This is a genomic window from Nitrosovibrio tenuis (assembly GCF_900109785.1).
In the GTDB taxonomy this organism is placed as follows: domain Bacteria; phylum Pseudomonadota; class Gammaproteobacteria; order Burkholderiales; family Nitrosomonadaceae; genus Nitrosospira; species Nitrosospira tenuis_A.
The window spans coordinates 511,531-528,276 of record NZ_FOBH01000001.1; the positions used below are offsets into that span (position 1 = coordinate 511,531).

At 52.0% G+C, this 16,746-nt stretch carries 12 protein-coding genes; 7 read left to right on the plus strand and 5 right to left on the minus strand.

Features of this window, described 5'->3' with window-relative positions; all coding sequences use genetic code 11:
• The first annotated feature begins 268 nt into the window (after positions 1-268).
• Positions 269-697 carry a hypothetical protein gene (locus tag BMX00_RS02215; RefSeq protein ID WP_143053027.1) on the plus strand — a complete coding sequence of 143 codons (429 nt, stop codon included), beginning with the start codon at positions 269-271 and terminating at the stop codon, positions 695-697.
• 261 nt (positions 698-958) lie between these two features.
• A complete protein-coding gene (locus tag BMX00_RS02220; RefSeq protein ID WP_090826624.1) occupies positions 959-1,543 on the plus strand; it encodes a gamma-glutamylcyclotransferase in 585 nt (194 codons plus the stop codon).
• A 101-nt stretch (positions 1,544-1,644) separates the two neighbouring features.
• Here BMX00_RS02220 and rsgA read toward each other — a convergent pair whose 3' ends face one another.
• The 3 genes from rsgA to BMX00_RS02235 all read right to left on the minus strand — a co-directional run bounded on the left by rsgA (position 1,645) and on the right by BMX00_RS02235 (position 4,190).
• Positions 1,645-2,436 (minus strand): ribosome small subunit-dependent GTPase A, encoded by a 792-nt coding sequence (rsgA, locus tag BMX00_RS02225; RefSeq protein ID WP_090826878.1) that lies wholly within the window; start codon positions 2,434-2,436, stop codon positions 1,645-1,647.
• Positions 2,437-2,546: 110 nt separating this feature from the next.
• Positions 2,547-2,888, minus strand: a complete 342-nt coding sequence (locus BMX00_RS02230; RefSeq protein ID WP_090826627.1) for a 4a-hydroxytetrahydrobiopterin dehydratase — start codon at positions 2,886-2,888, stop codon at positions 2,547-2,549.
• A 45-nt stretch (positions 2,889-2,933) separates the two neighbouring features.
• On the minus strand, positions 2,934-4,190 hold the full coding sequence (locus BMX00_RS02235; protein WP_090826879.1) for a M48 family metallopeptidase: 1,257 nt from the start codon (positions 4,188-4,190) through the stop codon (positions 2,934-2,936).
• 99 nt (positions 4,191-4,289) lie between these two features.
• Between BMX00_RS02235 and orn the strand changes: the two genes are divergently transcribed.
• Both orn and glgP read left to right on the plus strand, forming a co-directional pair.
• Positions 4,290-4,835: an oligoribonuclease gene (gene orn, locus BMX00_RS02240; RefSeq protein ID WP_090826881.1), complete on the plus strand. Its 546-nt coding sequence runs from the start codon at positions 4,290-4,292 to the stop codon at positions 4,833-4,835.
• A 69-nt stretch (positions 4,836-4,904) separates the two neighbouring features.
• Positions 4,905-7,460 (plus strand): alpha-glucan family phosphorylase, encoded by a 2,556-nt coding sequence (gene glgP, locus BMX00_RS02245; protein WP_090826629.1) that lies wholly within the window; start codon positions 4,905-4,907, stop codon positions 7,458-7,460.
• Between the two features lie 51 nt (positions 7,461-7,511).
• Here the strand turns inward: glgP and glgA are convergent, their stop codons facing one another.
• Positions 7,512-8,996: a glycogen synthase GlgA gene (glgA, locus tag BMX00_RS02250; protein ID WP_090826631.1), complete on the minus strand. Its 1,485-nt coding sequence runs from the start codon at positions 8,994-8,996 to the stop codon at positions 7,512-7,514.
• A gap of 53 nt (positions 8,997-9,049) precedes the next feature.
• Positions 9,050-11,299, minus strand: coding sequence for a 1,4-alpha-glucan branching protein GlgB (glgB, locus tag BMX00_RS02255; RefSeq protein ID WP_090826883.1), 2,250 nt, complete (start codon positions 11,297-11,299; stop codon positions 9,050-9,052).
• 155 nt (positions 11,300-11,454) lie between these two features.
• Between glgB and glgC the strand changes: the two genes are divergently transcribed.
• The 3 genes from glgC to BMX00_RS02270 all read left to right on the plus strand — a co-directional run bounded on the left by glgC (position 11,455) and on the right by BMX00_RS02270 (position 16,651).
• Positions 11,455-12,732, plus strand: coding sequence for a glucose-1-phosphate adenylyltransferase (gene glgC, locus BMX00_RS02260; RefSeq protein ID WP_090826885.1), 1,278 nt, complete (start codon positions 11,455-11,457; stop codon positions 12,730-12,732).
• A 31-nt stretch (positions 12,733-12,763) separates the two neighbouring features.
• Positions 12,764-14,464: a glycoside hydrolase family 57 protein gene (locus tag BMX00_RS02265; protein ID WP_090826633.1), complete on the plus strand. Its 1,701-nt coding sequence runs from the start codon at positions 12,764-12,766 to the stop codon at positions 14,462-14,464.
• Between the two features lie 159 nt (positions 14,465-14,623).
• Positions 14,624-16,651, plus strand: coding sequence for an alpha-amylase/4-alpha-glucanotransferase domain-containing protein (locus BMX00_RS02270; protein WP_090826636.1), 2,028 nt, complete (start codon positions 14,624-14,626; stop codon positions 16,649-16,651).
• Positions 16,652-16,746 lie beyond the last annotated feature (95 nt).

A 16,746-nucleotide genomic window follows, 5' to 3' on the forward strand; every position in this document is an offset into this window, starting at 1 on the left:
AGCCTTTCGGGGGGGGGCGGGAAAGCAAAACGGGTCTATCCAGTCTACCCGCCCCACATCTTCTGCACGGTATATTGAAGAATGATTCCGACTCCAGTGAAAGACGCAATAAATTTATATCAGAGAAGCTCGTGCATACGGTTGATATTTTAATTCCACTTATTCGCTCACACTAAATCTCAAAAAAATTTTGCCTATTATGTGAAGAATATGTGTATAAAACATAAAGAAACTGTGAAGTTGTGAAAATATATTGATGTACTATCACATGAAAATCAATTTGGTCAAAGCGCTGCTACTCAGTAGTGCCATATTCGCCGGGCTCCCGGTTCTTGCGCAACAATCCGCAACGACAGTCTCTTCCAAGATCGATGTTCTGTGCATACAAAGCGCCATCGATACTCGTGATACCACGTTGGCTAATATGGTTAGCGACTGGTCATCGTCGACAAAAAATGCTCTGGAAGCGCGGCGTGACGCGCTGAAGGGTAGTTGGAGCATAAGCGATTATAAAACCCGACGGCTTGCGCAACGGAAGGCATGGAGCGATTACCGCAAAGTCCTGCGCAGTGCAAATACCACCAAAACAAAAGAGCGGAGCCGTACATGGAAAAAATTCGAGCACGACCGCAGACAATGTGAGGGAGCCTATTCTCCCGAGATGACAACGGGCAGCACTTATGACGCACATCTTTAGGCGTAACGTTCAATGAAATTAAAAGAGATCACAGGCGATATGAGTTCATTGCCTGAAACCCAAAAAGCGCGGGACTCCCCTATTTAAAAAGAAAAACAGGAGAAGCGCAGGAATTGCCACCATCCAGGATGACTTGTTCCTCTAGTCTTCTATATTCGGCGCCCAATCTTCTGATGCCGTATAGCAATTGATTGGCTGTTTATTAGCTATCTGTAATACGCAAGCGATTAATTTCTTTAACCTCTTTATATCGGTAAAATCATGCTAAACAAATCGACTCAAACATTTCTTTACTTTGCATATGGTGCAAATATGTTGTCTCGCAGAATTAATGCCCCGGATAGAGCGCCGTCCGCCGTAGCTATTGACGTCGGTTTTGTTCAGGGACGTCGATTCTCATTCGGTAAAATAAGTCGCGACGGCTCCGGAAAATGTGATATCGAGCTCACGGGCAATCCGAACGATCGGGCTTATGGGATTCTTTATAAGATAAACAAGAAAGAGAAGCCGAGCTTTGAAGAAAGAGAAGGACTGGGGATTGGATATAGTGAAACGAATATCCAAGTCGTCACGTCAACCGGCACTTACATCGCGGTAACATATGTAGCGAGCTATAGGGAGGACCCGCTTCTGCCATATCAATGGTATAAAGCATCTGCCATAGCGGGAGCCATTGAGCATGGTCTGCCCAATGAGTACATTGAGTGGCTGCGGACGTTTGACGCACAACCCGACTTCAATAAAAAGCGCCGTTCCGAGAGAGAATCGCTACTATTCGGTGCGTTACCGCTAAGCCATTTTCAATTTAATACAGGTATGCGTCAGGCTGCCGTTCAGGAGGCCTAGGCGAAAAACAGTTTGGCGTTTTCGAATATCCATTCAGCGGGTGGTACTGGTTTCGGTACCGCCCGTTTTCGTCCCGGACTGTTTAAGATTTCATGCCGCGCTCACGAGATGGCGGCAGATGACGCAGCCAGCTTTTGATAAAAAACGAGGCGACGCGCGCTGATCTTTTCCTCCCTCACCGCCTGTGCGAGCGCGCAGTCCGGCTCATGCATATGCCGGCAGTCTGTAAATCTGCACTGTCCAATGTAGGGACGAAATTCTATAAATCCCCACGCCAATTCCTCGCCATTGAGTTGATGCAAGCCAAATTCCTGCAAACCCGGAGAATCGATGATGCCGCTGTGCTCGTCAAGTTCATAAAGCCGGGCATAAGTAGTAGTGTGGCGTCCGGTGTCAAGCGCTACGGAAATTGCAGCGGTCGCGCATTCGGCCTCGGGGATAAGCGTATTGATGAGTGTGGATTTTCCCATACCCGATTGGCCTATCAGAACGCTGAGTTGCCCTCGCAGATACGGTAACAGGGGCGCCGCATCAAATTTGGCGCTCAGTTCCAAGAGCGTATAGCCGAGCTCACGGTAGAGAGCAAGTTTGGTCGCTGCAGCGTGCGTTGGCTGAACGATGTCAGCCTTATTGAGTACAATCAGAAGCTTGAGCCGCTGGCTCTCGGCAGCAGCAAGGCATCGGTTGATGAGCTCCTCACTGAAACCAGGGACCCCAGCGACTACGATAATTATTTGTGTGGCATTTGCAGCGATGAGTTTTTCGCGGTAAGCATCGCTACGATACAACAGTGTGCTGCGCGGAAGAATGCGCTCTATTACACCTTGTCCCGATCCCGTAAGCTGAATTTCTACCTGATCACCGCACGCCACGCCACCCTTCTTTCCGCGCATTACGCATGGGAGAACCGCGTCACTTTGGGTTTTTACGAGGAAATGCCTGCCAAAGGCGGCGATTATTTGTCCGGCAACGGGCGGTGAGGCGGTAGAAAGCGGATTGGATCTCAAATTGTGAACAGGGTGTCAATTTTTGCCGCGCAAATAAAGTCGTTTTCGGACAGCCCACCGATGGCATGAGTCGTGTACTCAACCCGGCATTTGTTGTAGCCAACCATTAGATCAGGATGATGATCTTCGCGATGTGAGATCCATGCAATGGCGTTGACAAAAGCCATGGTCTGATAATAGTTTTTAAAATGGTAATCCTTTCCAATTCTGGCCTCTAGAAATTCCCATCCATCGAGCTGCTGCATCAGCTCGGTTATTTCGCTGGATGAAAGGGGGGGCGTGCCGCCTTCGCAGGGCCGGCATGTTTTCATGGTGAGATCATCGACAGCGTTATTCATTGGCGCTCCTGGTAGTTATAAGAAACTATAATTATGCTTTAGCGGTCAATTTCGCGCCAGGCTCTGCAGGCGCGCGATCCTCAGCGAAGCCGGAGGATGGGAATCGTAAAAAGCGGAATGCAGCGGATCGGGAGTGAGTGTCGCGGCATTGTCCTGATAGAGTTTGACCAATGCGCGTATGAGGTCCATTGCGGAAGCATTATGCGCAGCGTATTCGTCAGCCTCGAATTCATGTTTGCGGGAATACAGGCTGGCGACTGGCTGGAACAGGAATGTGAACGCAGGCATGACCAGGAAGAATATCAATAGGGCTGTTGCAGTAGAAGGTACAGATGGAGCATGGACACCCAGCCCCAGGTAAAACCAGGGCTGTTGCATTAAATACCCGAGGCACCATAAGAACAAGAGGCTCATAGCAAACGTCCACGCAATACGCTTGATAACGTGATGCCGTTTGAAATGCCCCAGCTCATGCGCTAACACCGCTTCAATTTCCGGCACATCCAAACGCGCCAATAGAGTATCGAAGAAAACAATGCGTTTGGTATTTCCAAAACCGGTGAAATAAGCGTTGCCGTGATTGCTCCGGCGCGAGCCATCCATTACAAAAAGACCACTGGTTCTGAAGCCGCATTTTCGCATCAGTTGCTCGATGCGCGCCTTGAGTGGCGCATCTTCAAGCGGCGTGAACCTATTGAATAGCGGAGCGATCCAGGTGGGGAACACGGCCAGGAGAGCCAGATTGAAACCCATCCACCCCAGCCAGGCATAAAACCACCAGTTCGAACCCATCTTATCCATTAGCCATAAAATGCCGAGCAGCAGTGGAACGCCGAGCAGAAGCCCGACTAGTGTCCGTTTGACAAGATCGAGCAGGAACATCCGGGGCGTCATTTTGTTGAAGCCGAATTGTTGCTCGATAACAAAGTTCCGGTAGTAGCTTATGGGAATTTCCAATAAGCCCATCAGCAACATGGTACTGAGGATGAGCGCCATCCCGTGAATGAGCGGATTATTCAATCGGGCCGACCAGAATGAGGATAGGGCATCTATTCCCCCTCCCAAGGTCAATATCAGCAATACCGCCGTTTCCAACAAAATGCTGACGTAACCCAGGCGCGTCTTTGCGCAGGTATAGTCAGCCGCTCTCTGATGAGCTTCAAGGTTGATCTGCGAAGAAAAATTTGCAGGAACGCTGCCACGATGAGCGAGAACATGACGAATATGTCGGGCTGAGAGCCACATCCGCGTCACGAACGTAAGCGATAAAGCGATGAGAAAAACAGCTGTGAACGTTTGCATAAATCTAAAGTAAGCGAACGAAACCTGGATGGAAGATGACGCGCTGATATCGGATATGACACAATAACGCATTGAAAATTCATGGACTGCGTTCCCATTATGGCACAAGATAGCCACAACCTCATCTGGATAGACATGGAAATGAGCGGCCTCAGCCCGGAGAACGACCGCATCATAGAGGTCGCTCTGGTAGTGACTGATTCTCAACTGAACGTAGTGGCGGAAGCGCCGGTATTGGTCGTCTTCCAGCCAGACACGGTACTCGATGCCATGGACAGCTGGAACACGTCCACTCATACCCGTTCCGGGCTGATAGATAAGGTCAGATTATCCCGGTTGGTGGAAGCTGAGGTTGAAGCATCCATGATCGCGTTTCTGCAAGAGCATATTCCCCCGGGGATCTCGCCCATGTGCGGCAATTCCATTTGCCAGGATCGACGTTTCCTGGGGCGATGGATGCCGCGGCTGGAAGCTTATTTTCACTACCGCAACCTTGACGTGAGCACTTTGAAGGAGTTGGCAAAACGCTGGAAACCTGAAATCCTGGCGGGTCTGGTAAAGCAATCCAGGCATGAAGCGCTCTCGGATATTTATGATTCCATCGCCGAGCTGAAGCATTACCGCGAGCACTTCATTAGAATATAAATCATCAGGGAATTTTCCCCTCTCGGGGCCTGAATAACACTTTTTCCACCCCTGCAAGGAAAATTACATATGCCCACTGGTACCGTCTTTACTGTTGCTGTCAACCCCAAAATACCCCCCAGGCTTGCGCGCCTCGAAGAGTTGGCTAATGACCTTTGGTACAGTTGGGACCGCTCGACACGCTCGCTGTTTTCGCGCCTGAATCCCAGCCTGTGGGGAGCGGTGGGCCACAATCCGAAGGCATTTCTCAAGCGCGTGGATGAATCGCTGTTGTGGAAGGCAGCCGAGGATCAGGTGTTTCTGGCTAATTACAACAGCATTCTCTCTGCCTATGATTCATATCATTCCGAACCGGTACGGCGTGACGGCGCCAAAGGTCTCAAAGCAAACGATCAGGTGGCGTATTTTTGTTTCGAATTCGGTTTCCACGAGAGCTTTCCCATTTATTCCGGCGGCTTGGGTATTCTGGCGGGGGATCACTGTAAGGCAGCAAGCGATTTGCGCTTGCCGTTGATCGGCGTTGGATTGCTTTACCGTCAGGGATATTTCTTCCAGACCATAGATAATCAGGGCAATCAGCGGGTCACCTATACCGATTCTGATTTTGAAGATTTGCCGGTGGCACCGGTGTTGCGCAATGACGGGACGGAAGTTCGGATCGACGTGGAATTACCTCAGCGCAAAGTAGAGGCAAAGATCTGGCGTGCCAAAATTGGACATGTCACCCTCTATCTGCTGGATACGGATCTTCCGGAAAATTCAGCGGATGACCGTGATATTACTCACCAGCTCTATGGCGGCGACAGGTCCATGCGTATCGAGCAGGAAATCCTGCTCGGCGTCGGGGGTGTACTTGCACTGCAGGAAATGGGGATCAAGCCGACGATATGGCATATCAATGAAGGCCACGCGGCTTTCATGATGCTGGAGCGCATGCGCGGCCTGGTGCAGCAGGGGCTGGATTTTCCAAGTGCGCTGGAGGCGGTGGCCGCGAGCACGGTATTTACTACTCATACCGCGGTACCGGCAGGGCACGACCAATTCAGCGATGACATGATAAATACATATTTCCAAAAATTTTATCATGACCTCGGTATAACCCGTGAAGAATTCATGGCGCTTGGCCGTGTCCCGGGTAACCATGATTTCAATATGACCGCGCTCGCCATTCACGGTTCTCGGTTCCACAATGGCGTAAGCAAGATACACGGCAATGTATCGGCCCGCATATGCAGGGATTTATGGCCCCAGATCGAGCCGGAGGAAAATCCGATCGCTTACATCACAAATGGTGTGCATGTGCCAACATTCCTGGCGCAGGAATGGTCCGACTTATTTGACCGGTATCTCGGCTATGAGTGGCGCAACAACATGTGTGATACCGAATACTGGTCCCGTATCAGTGCAATACCGGATCATTTATTCTGGAGCGTCCGTCAAACCCTGAAGTCGCAGATGTTTTACGGGATACGCGCGCGTCTGGCCACGCAGAACTCCCGGAATCACGGGTCTGAAGCGCACCTGGACCGGCTGCTGAAATCGGTCGATCCGATCAATCCCAACATCCTGACGCTCGGCTTTGCCCGCCGCTTCGCCACCTATAAGCGGGCGACACTGCTATTCCAGGATCTCGACTGGTTGCGCAGGATCATGCTCAATCAGGAGCGTCCCGTCATGATCATTTTCGCAGGCAAAGCGCACCCGGTAGATGTTCCCGGGCAGGATCTGATCCGCAGCGTGAGCCAGGTTGCACGGATGCCTGAATTTGAAGGGCGACTATTTCTGATCGAGGATTATGATCTGCGCCTCGCCCGGCGATTGGTAGCCGGGGTGGACGTCTGGCTTAACAGTCCGGTATATCCACTGGAAGCAAGCGGTACTTCAGGTATGAAAGCAGGTATCAATGGGACGATTAATTTGAGTGTGCTCGACGGTTGGTGGGGGGAGGGTTACGATGGCAAAAATGGCTGGGCTATTAAACCGGGACCGGAGAATATGGACCCAGCGCTTCGCGACAGGGAAGAAAGCAAAGATTTTTATGAAACCCTGCAGGACCATGTTGTGCCTCTCTATTACACTCGTGATAAGCCGGGTTACTCGTCGGGATGGGTAAAGATGGCCAAGAACTCGATGATATCGTTGCTGCCGCGTTACAACGCCGCGCGCATGGTAAACGAGTACACCGAAAAATTTTATGTGCCGGCCAGCAGGCAGGGCAGAGTTTATTCTGAGAATGATTTCGAGGGTGCGATAAAAACCGCAGCCTGGAAAGCTTTTGTTAGAAAGGCGTGGGGAGGGGTCCGTATTCGCCGGTTGGATACGCCAGCCAAGCGCATCAGCTTCGGTGATGCTTTGCATTTTGAGGTCGCTGCGATACTGAACGGTTTGAAGCCTGAGGATGTAATCGTCGAGCTGCTGATCTGCCGTCAGCTCAAAAAGAGCAAGCTATCCGAATTCAGGCATTTCCGGTTTGAGTTCACCGGGGTCGAAGAATCGGGAGAACACCTGTTTGCATTGAATCTCACTCCGGATTTATGCGGGAAACTGGAGTACTACATTCGCATCTATCCATATCAGCCTTTGCTGACCCATCCGTTTGAAATGGGCATGATGGTATGGCTTTGAAGATATTTGCGTGAAGCTGGAAAACTTCACCATCGAATGGCGCGCGGCCCGTCAAGATAACAGAGACAAATAAATTTTACGGTAATCGGCGGCGCTGGAGCGCCAACTGAAATCCTTGGTCATGCCATTTTTCTTCAAGCGGCGCCAGACGGATTTATCGTTGTAGGCAGCGACGACGCGCTGTATTCCGTTAAGGAAACTCTCCGCCGTCATATCGCGGAACAGAAAACCACTGGCGCTTCCGACAGCCAAGGTTGCGGGTGTGCAATCGACGACCGTATCAACCAGGCCACCCGTGGCGTGCACGAGCGGAGGCGTGCCATAGCGTTGGCTGTACATCTGATTCAGGCCGCACGGTTCAAAGCGCGAAGGCATGATAAAGCTGTCGGCTCCGGCTTCGATCAGGTGCGCGAGTTTTTCATTGAAGCCGATACATACGGCGATCTTTCCGCCGTTATTTCTTGCCAGCGCGGTCAATTCACGTTCCAGTATTATCTCTCCATTGCCCAGGATCGCCAGTTGGGCTGGTATTTCCGTGAGCTCTTTTGCTACTTGCAGCAGCAGGTCGTAACCTTTTTGGTATGTGATACGGCTTATAGCAGCAAACAACGGGATTTGAGGATCTATAGTCAACCCCAGCAATTTCTGCAGCGCTTTTTTATTAGCGGATTTGGCAGCCAGATTAGTAATCGAATACTTCCGCGCGAGATATGGATCAGTAGCGGGATCCCATTCATCAGTGGCGATGCCATTAAGAATGCCGCTGATGTCTTCGCGGCGTGAAGCCAGCAAACCCTGCATACCAAAACCCAGCGGTGCAGTCTGAATTTCCCGGGCGTAGGTCGGGCTCACGGTAGAGATGTGGTCTGAATAATACAGCCCGGCCTTGAGGAAGGACATTCCGCCGTAATACTCCACGCCATTCATATTCATGCTTGCGGCGGGCAGTCCCAGTTGAGTCGCGGTATCGGGAGGAAAAACACCCTGGAAAGCGAGATTGTGTATCGTCATCAATGAAGTTGCTTTTTGCCCTGCATGAAAGTGAAGATACGCGGGCAGCAGGCCGCTTTGCCAATCATTGCAGTGGGCGATTCGGGGACGCCAGGCAATGGGACTGGCGTCACTTGCAAGAATCGCCCCGATCTTGGATAGAAGCCCGAAACGCAAGGCATTGTCCGGCCAGTTGCGCCCGGATGCGTCCGAATAGGGACCTCCATCTCGGCAGTAAAAGGACGGACAATCGATGATAAGTAAGGGAAGGTCCGCGGATCCTCCCAGTGGCAGCTTTGCCGACAACAGTGCAGCTGAAGGAAACGGAGGCCGGGCGGAAAATTCAGCTATCTTGCGCTTGTATTTTAGCCCCGCTAGTACTTGAGGATAGCCAGGGATCAGTACCCGCACGTCCACACACAATTCGCGTAACGCCGCAGGTAACGCCGCGCTTACGTCACCTAGGCCGCCCGTTTTATTCAGGGGATGAATTTCTGGCGTGATAAATAGCACCCGAAGGCCGGGATGGGTAGAACCGAGCGGCATCAATGAATCCGTTTTCTATTTTTATGTATGAGGGAACTGCCTTACCAGTGCCTTCACACCTCATCCGTCAGCACCACAACGCCGCGCGAGCTTTCAAGCGAGAGAATAATTCCCGTCAGGGGCGGGAGCGTGATGACAATAGAATGCGGCCACCCCATCCATGGCTCGGACGTAGCGTCGATACGTCCCATATTACCCAGATTGCTGCCGCCGTAGTATGAAGAGTCGCTGTTAAATATTTCGTGATACGTTCCCCCGGCCGGAACACCGATACGGTATTCTCTCCGCGGCACGGGCGTAAAATTCAGAATGACCAGCACGAATGAGCCATTGCAGGCATGGCGGAGATAACTGATCACGGAATTATCAGCGTCGTGGCAGTCTATCCATGTAAAGCCTTCTGGTAAAAAGTCGAGTTGATGCAATGCCGGGATACTGCTGTACAGGTGATTGAGATCCCGCGACAACCTTTTTACGCCGAGGTGTTGCGGGGATTTGAACTGTTCCCAGTCCAGTTCCCCGCCGGAATTCCATTCCTGCTGTTGCGCGGATTCATTACCCATGAAATTCAGCTTTTTGCCGGGGTAGGTCATCTGATAAGAAAATAACAGACGCAGATTTGCGAATCGCTGCCACGCGTCGCCCGGCATTTTGCCTAACAATGAGCCCTTCCCGTGGACAACTTCATCATGAGAGAACGGCAGCACGAAATTTTCGCTGTATGCGTACAATTGACCAAAGGTAAGCTGCTCATGATGAAACCGCCGATGAACAGGATCGTTTCTCATATACGATAAGGTGTCGTTCATCCAGCCCATGTTCCATTTCATCGAAAACCCCAAGCCGCCGACATAAGCGGGGCGAGATACAGCTGGCCACGCAGTGGATTCCTCAGCCAGAGTCAATGCGCCAGGAAATTCCTGGTGCACCATGATATTCAGTTCGCGCAGGAAATCCATCGCTTCCAGATTTTCCCGACCTCCAAATCTATTGGGTATCCATTCTCCCGGCTTGCGCGAATAATCCAGGTAGAGCATGGATGCGACGGCATCCACCCGCAACCCATCAATATGGAATTCTGATAACCAGTAATGGGCGCTCGACAGTAGAAAGCTTTTTACCTCATTACGCCCAAAATTAAAGATGTGCGTGCCCCAGTCCTGATGGAATCCCATACGCGGATCTTCATGTTCATACAGCGCTGTGCCATCAAACCGGGTCAAGGCGAATGCATCGGTTGGAAAATGCGCCGGAACCCAGTCGAGAATGACGCCAAGCCCTGCCCGATGGCAGGCATTAACAAAAAATTTCAGATCGTCCGGGGAGCCAAAGCGACTGGTGGGGGCAAAATACCCGGTGGTCTGATAACCCCAGGATTCATCGAGCGGGTGCTCCGAAACGGGTAACAATTCTATATGGGTGTAACCCATCTCGCGTACGTACGGGATCAGATGCCCGGCAAGTTCGCGATATGAAAGGAAACTTCCGTCCGGATTACGCTTCCACGACCCTGCATGAACCTCGTAAATATTCAGCGGAGCGTGCAACCAATCGGATATCGCACGGTTTGCCATCCACCCGGCATCGTGCCAGCCTGGCTGGCTGGCAGCAGGCGTACAAGCGGCGGTGTTGGGACGCAGCTCATAATATCCGGCATAAGGATCTGTTTTAAGAAGGAGCTCGCCACTGCTGCGGTTGAGTATTTCATATTTATAGAGCGAACCCGGCGGCAAGCCGGGAATGAACAATTCCCATACCCCGCTGAAGCCATGAACCGTCATCGGATGTATGCGCCCATCCCAGCGGTTAAAATCCCCCACCACGCTGACGCGCTCAGCATTGGGTGCCCACACTGCAAAAAGAACCCCGGCGATACCATCGATTTCCCTGGCGTGGGAGCCAAGAGTGCGATACGCCTGCCATAATCTGCCTTCGTTGAACAGGTACAGGTCATAATGGGAAACGCGGGGCAGGAATGCGTACGCGTCGTAGGTCTCATATATATGTGCTTCCGGCGTATTGCTGTCATTCTCCACGCGCAACAGGTAGGGCATGACCGGCGAAATGGGGCCACGCCATTCAAAAACTCCGCATGGATGCACCCTTGCCATCAGCTCGAAATTGCCTGCTATACTGATCCATACATTCATCGCATGAGGGTAGAATACCCGTATAAGGATATAATCCTGCTCCATGTGAGCACCCAGATAACTAAAGGGATCATGCAGTCGTGCTGCAAGGAGCGCTTCCAGGGCTGGGTTGACTTTGACGATCAGGGCATATCTTGAGGGATTCGATTGCATGGGATGAATTATAGCCTGTGCATGAGGTGAGGAACAGATATGCCTCTGATTAAGCCCCTGATTTTTCAAGCCCAGCTGCCAGCTGGGCCATTGATGAAGCACGACGCGGAGATTTATTCAGGAGTTCTGTCAATGTTATGTACGGGTGGCTGCTCATGAAACAAGAGGCGGATATACGTTTTCACAGCCAGACTACGCGTAATTCGATTGCGTTCATACTGGCTGGCGGGCGTGGCAGCCGGCTGCGGCAACTTACCGATTGGCGCGCCAAGCCCGCCGTGCCGTTCGGGGGCAAGTTCCGCATTATCGATTTTGCCCTTTCCAACTGCGTCAATTCCGGAATCCGGCGTATCGGCGTGGCAACCCAGTACAAATCACAAAGTTTAATCAGCCATATACAGCACGGATGGGGCTTTCTCGACGGCCGCTTTCATGAATTTGTCGAGCTGCTGCCCGCCCAACAGCGCATTGAGGAAACCTGGTACCAGGGAACCACCGATGCCGTGTTCCAGAACCTGGACATTCTTCGCTCCCATAATCCGAATTATGTGGTAATCCTGGGCGGCGATCACGTTTACAAAATGGACTATAGCAAGCTGCTGGCCGATCATGTGGAGAAATCGGCGGATATGACAATTGCGTGCATCGACGTGCCGCTGCAGTCGGCGGGCGGGTTCGGTGTCATGAGTGTCGATGCTGACTGGCGTATCACCAGTTTTGCCGAGAAACCAGCGAATCCGGCTCCTATCCCCGGTCAGCCCGGGCACGCCCTTGCCAGCATGGGTATTTACGTATTCAACGCGCAGTTTCTTTTCGAACAAGTGATCCGCGACCATGATGAGCCGGATTCATCCCATGATTTTGGTAAGGATCTGATTCCGTATCTGGTACCACGTCGTCGGATATTTGCTCATCGCTTTATGGACAGTTGCGTCAATATGGCCTCTGGCGTACCGTACTGGCGGGACGTGGGCACAGTCGACGCCTATTGGGAGGCAAACCTTGATCTCACTCACATCACACCGGACCTGAACTTGTACGATGAGGATTGGCCCATATGGACTCACCAGGAGCAATTACCCCCGGCAAAATTCGTTTTTGACGACGACGATCGTCGCGGCCAGGCGCTGGATTCCATGGTTTCGGGCGGTTGCATTATTAGCGGTTCAACGGTACGCCGCTCACTATTATTTTCCAACGTGCAGGTGCGCAGCTACAGCAATATAGAGGACTCCGTTATATTGCCCAATGTCGATGTCGGCAGAAACGTGCGCCTGAGGCGGGTGGTGGTGGACAAGAACTGCGTCATCCCCCCCGGAATGAGGGCTGGATTTGACCCGCTGGAAGACCGTAAGCGATTTTACGTTACCGAAAATGGGATCACCCTGATTACTCCGGAAATGCTGGGCCAAAAAATACATTATGTCAGATGAGAGAGCACAGTTTTATTAGATCTGGAAAGAAATGCAACCATTACAATTAGTTTTGCTGTGGCACATGCATCAGCCGGATTATCGCAATTACGAAACCGGCGAATTTATGCTCCCATGGGTATATTTGCACGCTATCAAGGATTACACCGACATGGTGTATCACTTGGAATCACATCCTTCCATGAAGGCGGTTGTCAATTTCGTGCCGGTATTGCTGGATCAGCTTGAGGACTATGCCGCGCAGTTCGCCTCCGGCCAGCTGCGGGATCCGCTCCTGCGTCTGCTGGGCACGCCGGATCTGGAACAGATATCCATAGGCGATCGTGTAAGAATCTTTGATAGCTGTTTTCGCAGTAACCATACGACAATGATGCAACCCTACCCCGCGTACAAGCGTCTGCACGACATGCACGAAAGATTAAGGGAGCGTAGTGAAGCTGAGCTGGTGTATCTCTCGGGTCAATATCTGTCGGACTTGCTCGTATGGTATCACCTTGCGTGGACCGGAGAGAGTGTGCGGAGAAACAATGAGACAGTCGTACGGTTGATGACGCAAGGTGCGCGTTTCAGCCATGCCGACCGAACCCAGCTATTGAATCTGATCGGGGAGCTGATACAGGGGTTGATCCCGCGCTATCGGAAGCTCGCCGAGTCCGGGCAAATCGAATTGTCCACTACGCCCCACTATCATCCTTTGGCGCCGCTGCTGATAGACTTTTCTTCTGCGCGCGACAGTATGCCGGGCGTTAACCTGCCGACCGAAGCAGCCTACCCTGGAGGGAAAAGCCGGGTCGCATCTCAGTTAGCCTCGGCCATTGCGACCCATTCACGGCGCTTTGGTGCAAGGCCTTGTGGCGTATGGCCCGCAGAGGGCGCTGTATCGGCACCGTTTCTTGAAATTCTGGCGGAACAGGATTGCCAATGGAGCGCGAGTGGCGAGGTGGTTTTGGCCAACAGTCTACGCGAATCGTACCCAGCCGAACCCCTGCCGGAACGAGGCCGTTATCTCTATCGAGCTTATCGGGTAGCGGGCAAATCAAACAATGTCATTTGTTTTTTTCGCGATGAGAGACTTTCCGACATGATTGGTTTCGAGTATTCGAAATGGTTTGGACGGGATGCCGCCGAGCATTTGGTACACTCTTTGGAAGACATCGGTCACAACGCACTACCCAGAGAGAGCCCGGTGGTAAGCGTAATACTCGACGGTGAAAATGCCTGGGAATATTATCCCTACAACGGCTATTATTTTCTAAATGATCTCTATGAGATACTCGAAAATCACCCTGTAATCCGCACCACGACCTATCGTGACTATATTGCATCCGCAGAGGCTGAAGCCACCGTGCTCCCGGTTTTGGCCGCAGGCAGCTGGGTTTATGGAACATTTTCGACCTGGATCGGGGACAAGGAAAAAAACCAGGCTTGGGATCTGCTATGTGCAGCCAAGCATAGTTACGATCTGGTTATGCAGAGCGGGCGCCTGACGGAGGATGAAAAGGCTAAAGCGGAACGGCAACTTGCTTCTTGCGAAAGTTCTGACTGGTTCTGGTGGTTAGGGGATTACAACCCGCCCCATGTGGTGGAAAGTTTTGACAAATTGTTCCGCGCCAATCTGGCTAATCTTTACTGTCTGTTGAAGCTGCCCGTACCGGTATCGGTAAGGGAACCCATCAGCCAGGGTGTCGGCGGTACTCCTGAATCGGGCGGCGCCATGCGTCGTGCCTCGTGAAATCACCGGAAGAGGCGGTGCTCATTAATCTGTTGAGAACATCATTATAGCTGGTGCAAACTCAGAGACGGCCGGTAATACGGACAACCCGGCTGCGGGCGCCCTATGAATAGGGCGCCCGCGTAAATTTGGCCGAAGCTTTTTCTGGAGAATAGGTCCATGTCTCAACCCGTCTCTCTGCTTTTCGGCGTTCATGCTCATCAGCCTGTTGGCAATTTCCCCGAGGTATTGGCCGATGCCCACCTTCGTTGCTACAAGCCCTTCCTGCAAGTAGTTTATCGCTACCCGAAGTTCTGCTTTGCATTGCATATTTCCGGCTGGCTATTGGATTATTTGCTGCATCATTATCCTGAGGACATGTTGCTGTTGCGCGAAATGGTTGCTCGCGGACAAGTCGAGCTATTTGGCGCGGGTGAGACCGAGCCTGTACTGGCAGCCATTCCGAACCGCGATCGTATTGGTCAGATCCAGACTTTCTCGGATAAGCTGGAGATGGAGCTGGGGCAGCGTCCGCAAGGTGCCTGGCTGACGGAGCGCGTCTGGGAGGCAACCGTTGTGCCCGCGCTGGCTGATTGTGGTATTCGCTATGTAATCGTGGACGATTATCACTTTCTTTGCGCAGGTAAAACTGCAGCAGAACTGGATGGTTATTTCACGACCGAAGAGGATGGACGCGTACTGGATCTGTTTCCAATTTCAGAAACTCTGCGTTACAGACTGCCGTTCTCTCCAGCGGATGAAGTAGTGGCCTATATCGAGTCCTTCGCCAAAAGCAACGTGGCCGGCGGCCGGAATGCGGCGATCTACTTCGACGATATCGAAAAATTTGGCATTTGGCCGGAAACCTACCAGTGGGTCTATGAAAGAGGATGGCTCGATCAATTCATCCAGGGAATCCTGAGTTCGTCCATGATTCGCACTCAACACTACCGTGATTATCATTCCATTGAAAAAACCCGTGGCGTGGTGTATTTGCCAACCACTTCCTATATCGAAATGAACGAGTGGACATTGCCCGCCCAGCCCGCCCATATTTATGCCGATCTGGTACGGCAGGCAAAATCGGCAGGTTGGTATGAGTCCCACAAGGCGTTTCTGCGCGGCGGTATCTGGAAGAATTTTTTTTCCCGATATCCCGAATCCAACTGGATGCATAAACGCATGCTGGGCCTTTCGGCGCGGCTCGACTCGCTGCCGGTCAGCCAGCACACCAGCAGGATGAAAGAGAAACTCTACGAGTCGCAAGCCAATGATGCGTATTGGCATGGCCTGTTCGGGGGGCTATATCTACCCCATCTGAGGCGGGCGATATATAAAGCAATCGTCGAGCTGGAAGCAATGCTGGACGCATGCGCACCGCGTGCGGCCCGCTTTATCGAAGACACTGATCTCGACGGCACGGATGAAATGTATCTGCAGAACGGGTTGATTCAGGCGGTACTGAAGCTGGACGGGGATGGAGGTATCTGCGAGTTCGATTCTTATCTGCTGAACCATAATTTTGGTGATACCTTACGGCGCCAGACTGAACATTATTATCATAAAATTCGTCACAGCGAAAGCAGCGGACATAGCGGCACCGGTATCGCTTCAGCGCATGAGCGAATCAGCTTCAAGCATAAGATAGATGTGGAAGATATGGAGGTGGACGGTGATGCGCGAGGATTGTTTATAGATCGCTTGAATGGCGATACGGTGGACTACCGGCATGAACCATTCACCGCCAGTGGCCCATACTGTCATGCGGAAGTGTTTTCGTTGCAGATATCGAAGAGTTTCGATCTGGTGGACAGTCGCTTGCAGGTCTCATACCGGTTCGCGGCGGACGTGGAGGGTGTGTTCAGTACGGAAATCAATCTCGCCATGCCCAGTTGTGATGGCTGGAGCGGACGTTATGTTTATCGAGGCGGAATCCCAGGCGGGTTCGGTCAACTGCTCGAATTGCGTGATGTAGTTGATATTGCGCTGGATGACGATGAGCTGCAGGGAAGTGTTGAGCTTAAAGTTTCATCTCCCGCGTCATTGCGCGCCCAACCCTATTATTCCGTATCACAGTCGGAGGCCGGCTTCGAGAAAATCATGCAGGCGGTTACATTGAAGCTGGAGTGGCCGGTAACAATGGACGAGCTGCTGGTTTCGCTGGAGATCAAGGCGAAAGGGGGAACCCTGAAAGAGGGCTCATCATAAATCACGGCTCTCCGGAAAAAAGGCCCCCCGATCCCCGTTTGACTTTACTTCGCTCAACTCCTGCCGCTCACATATCAGTTGCCAGTTCAACGGGA

Excerpts from the sequence above, each read along its gene's own strand:
- BMX00_RS02215 (WP_143053027.1), top strand. The coding sequence starts at position 269 with ATGAAAATCAATTTGGTCAAAGCGCTGCTACTCAGTAGTGCCATATTC.
- BMX00_RS02220 (WP_090826624.1), top strand. The coding sequence starts at position 959 with ATGCTAAACAAATCGACTCAAACATTTCTTTACTTTGCATATGGTGCA.
- rsgA (WP_090826878.1), bottom strand. The coding sequence starts at position 2,436 with ATGCGCGGAAAGAAGGGTGGCGTGGCGTGCGGTGATCAGGTAGAAATT.
- BMX00_RS02230 (WP_090826627.1), bottom strand. The coding sequence starts at position 2,888 with ATGAATAACGCTGTCGATGATCTCACCATGAAAACATGCCGGCCCTGC.
- BMX00_RS02235 (WP_090826879.1), bottom strand. The coding sequence starts at position 4,190 with ATGCAAACGTTCACAGCTGTTTTTCTCATCGCTTTATCGCTTACGTTC.
- orn (WP_090826881.1), top strand. The coding sequence starts at position 4,290 with ATGGCACAAGATAGCCACAACCTCATCTGGATAGACATGGAAATGAGC.
- glgP (WP_090826629.1), top strand. The coding sequence starts at position 4,905 with ATGCCCACTGGTACCGTCTTTACTGTTGCTGTCAACCCCAAAATACCC.
- glgA (WP_090826631.1), bottom strand. The coding sequence starts at position 8,996 with ATGCCGCTCGGTTCTACCCATCCCGGCCTTCGGGTGCTATTTATCACG.
- glgB (WP_090826883.1), bottom strand. The coding sequence starts at position 11,299 with ATGCAATCGAATCCCTCAAGATATGCCCTGATCGTCAAAGTCAACCCA.
- glgC (WP_090826885.1), top strand. The coding sequence starts at position 11,455 with ATGAAACAAGAGGCGGATATACGTTTTCACAGCCAGACTACGCGTAAT.
- BMX00_RS02265 (WP_090826633.1), top strand. The coding sequence starts at position 12,764 with ATGCAACCATTACAATTAGTTTTGCTGTGGCACATGCATCAGCCGGAT.
- BMX00_RS02270 (WP_090826636.1), top strand. The coding sequence starts at position 14,624 with ATGTCTCAACCCGTCTCTCTGCTTTTCGGCGTTCATGCTCATCAGCCT.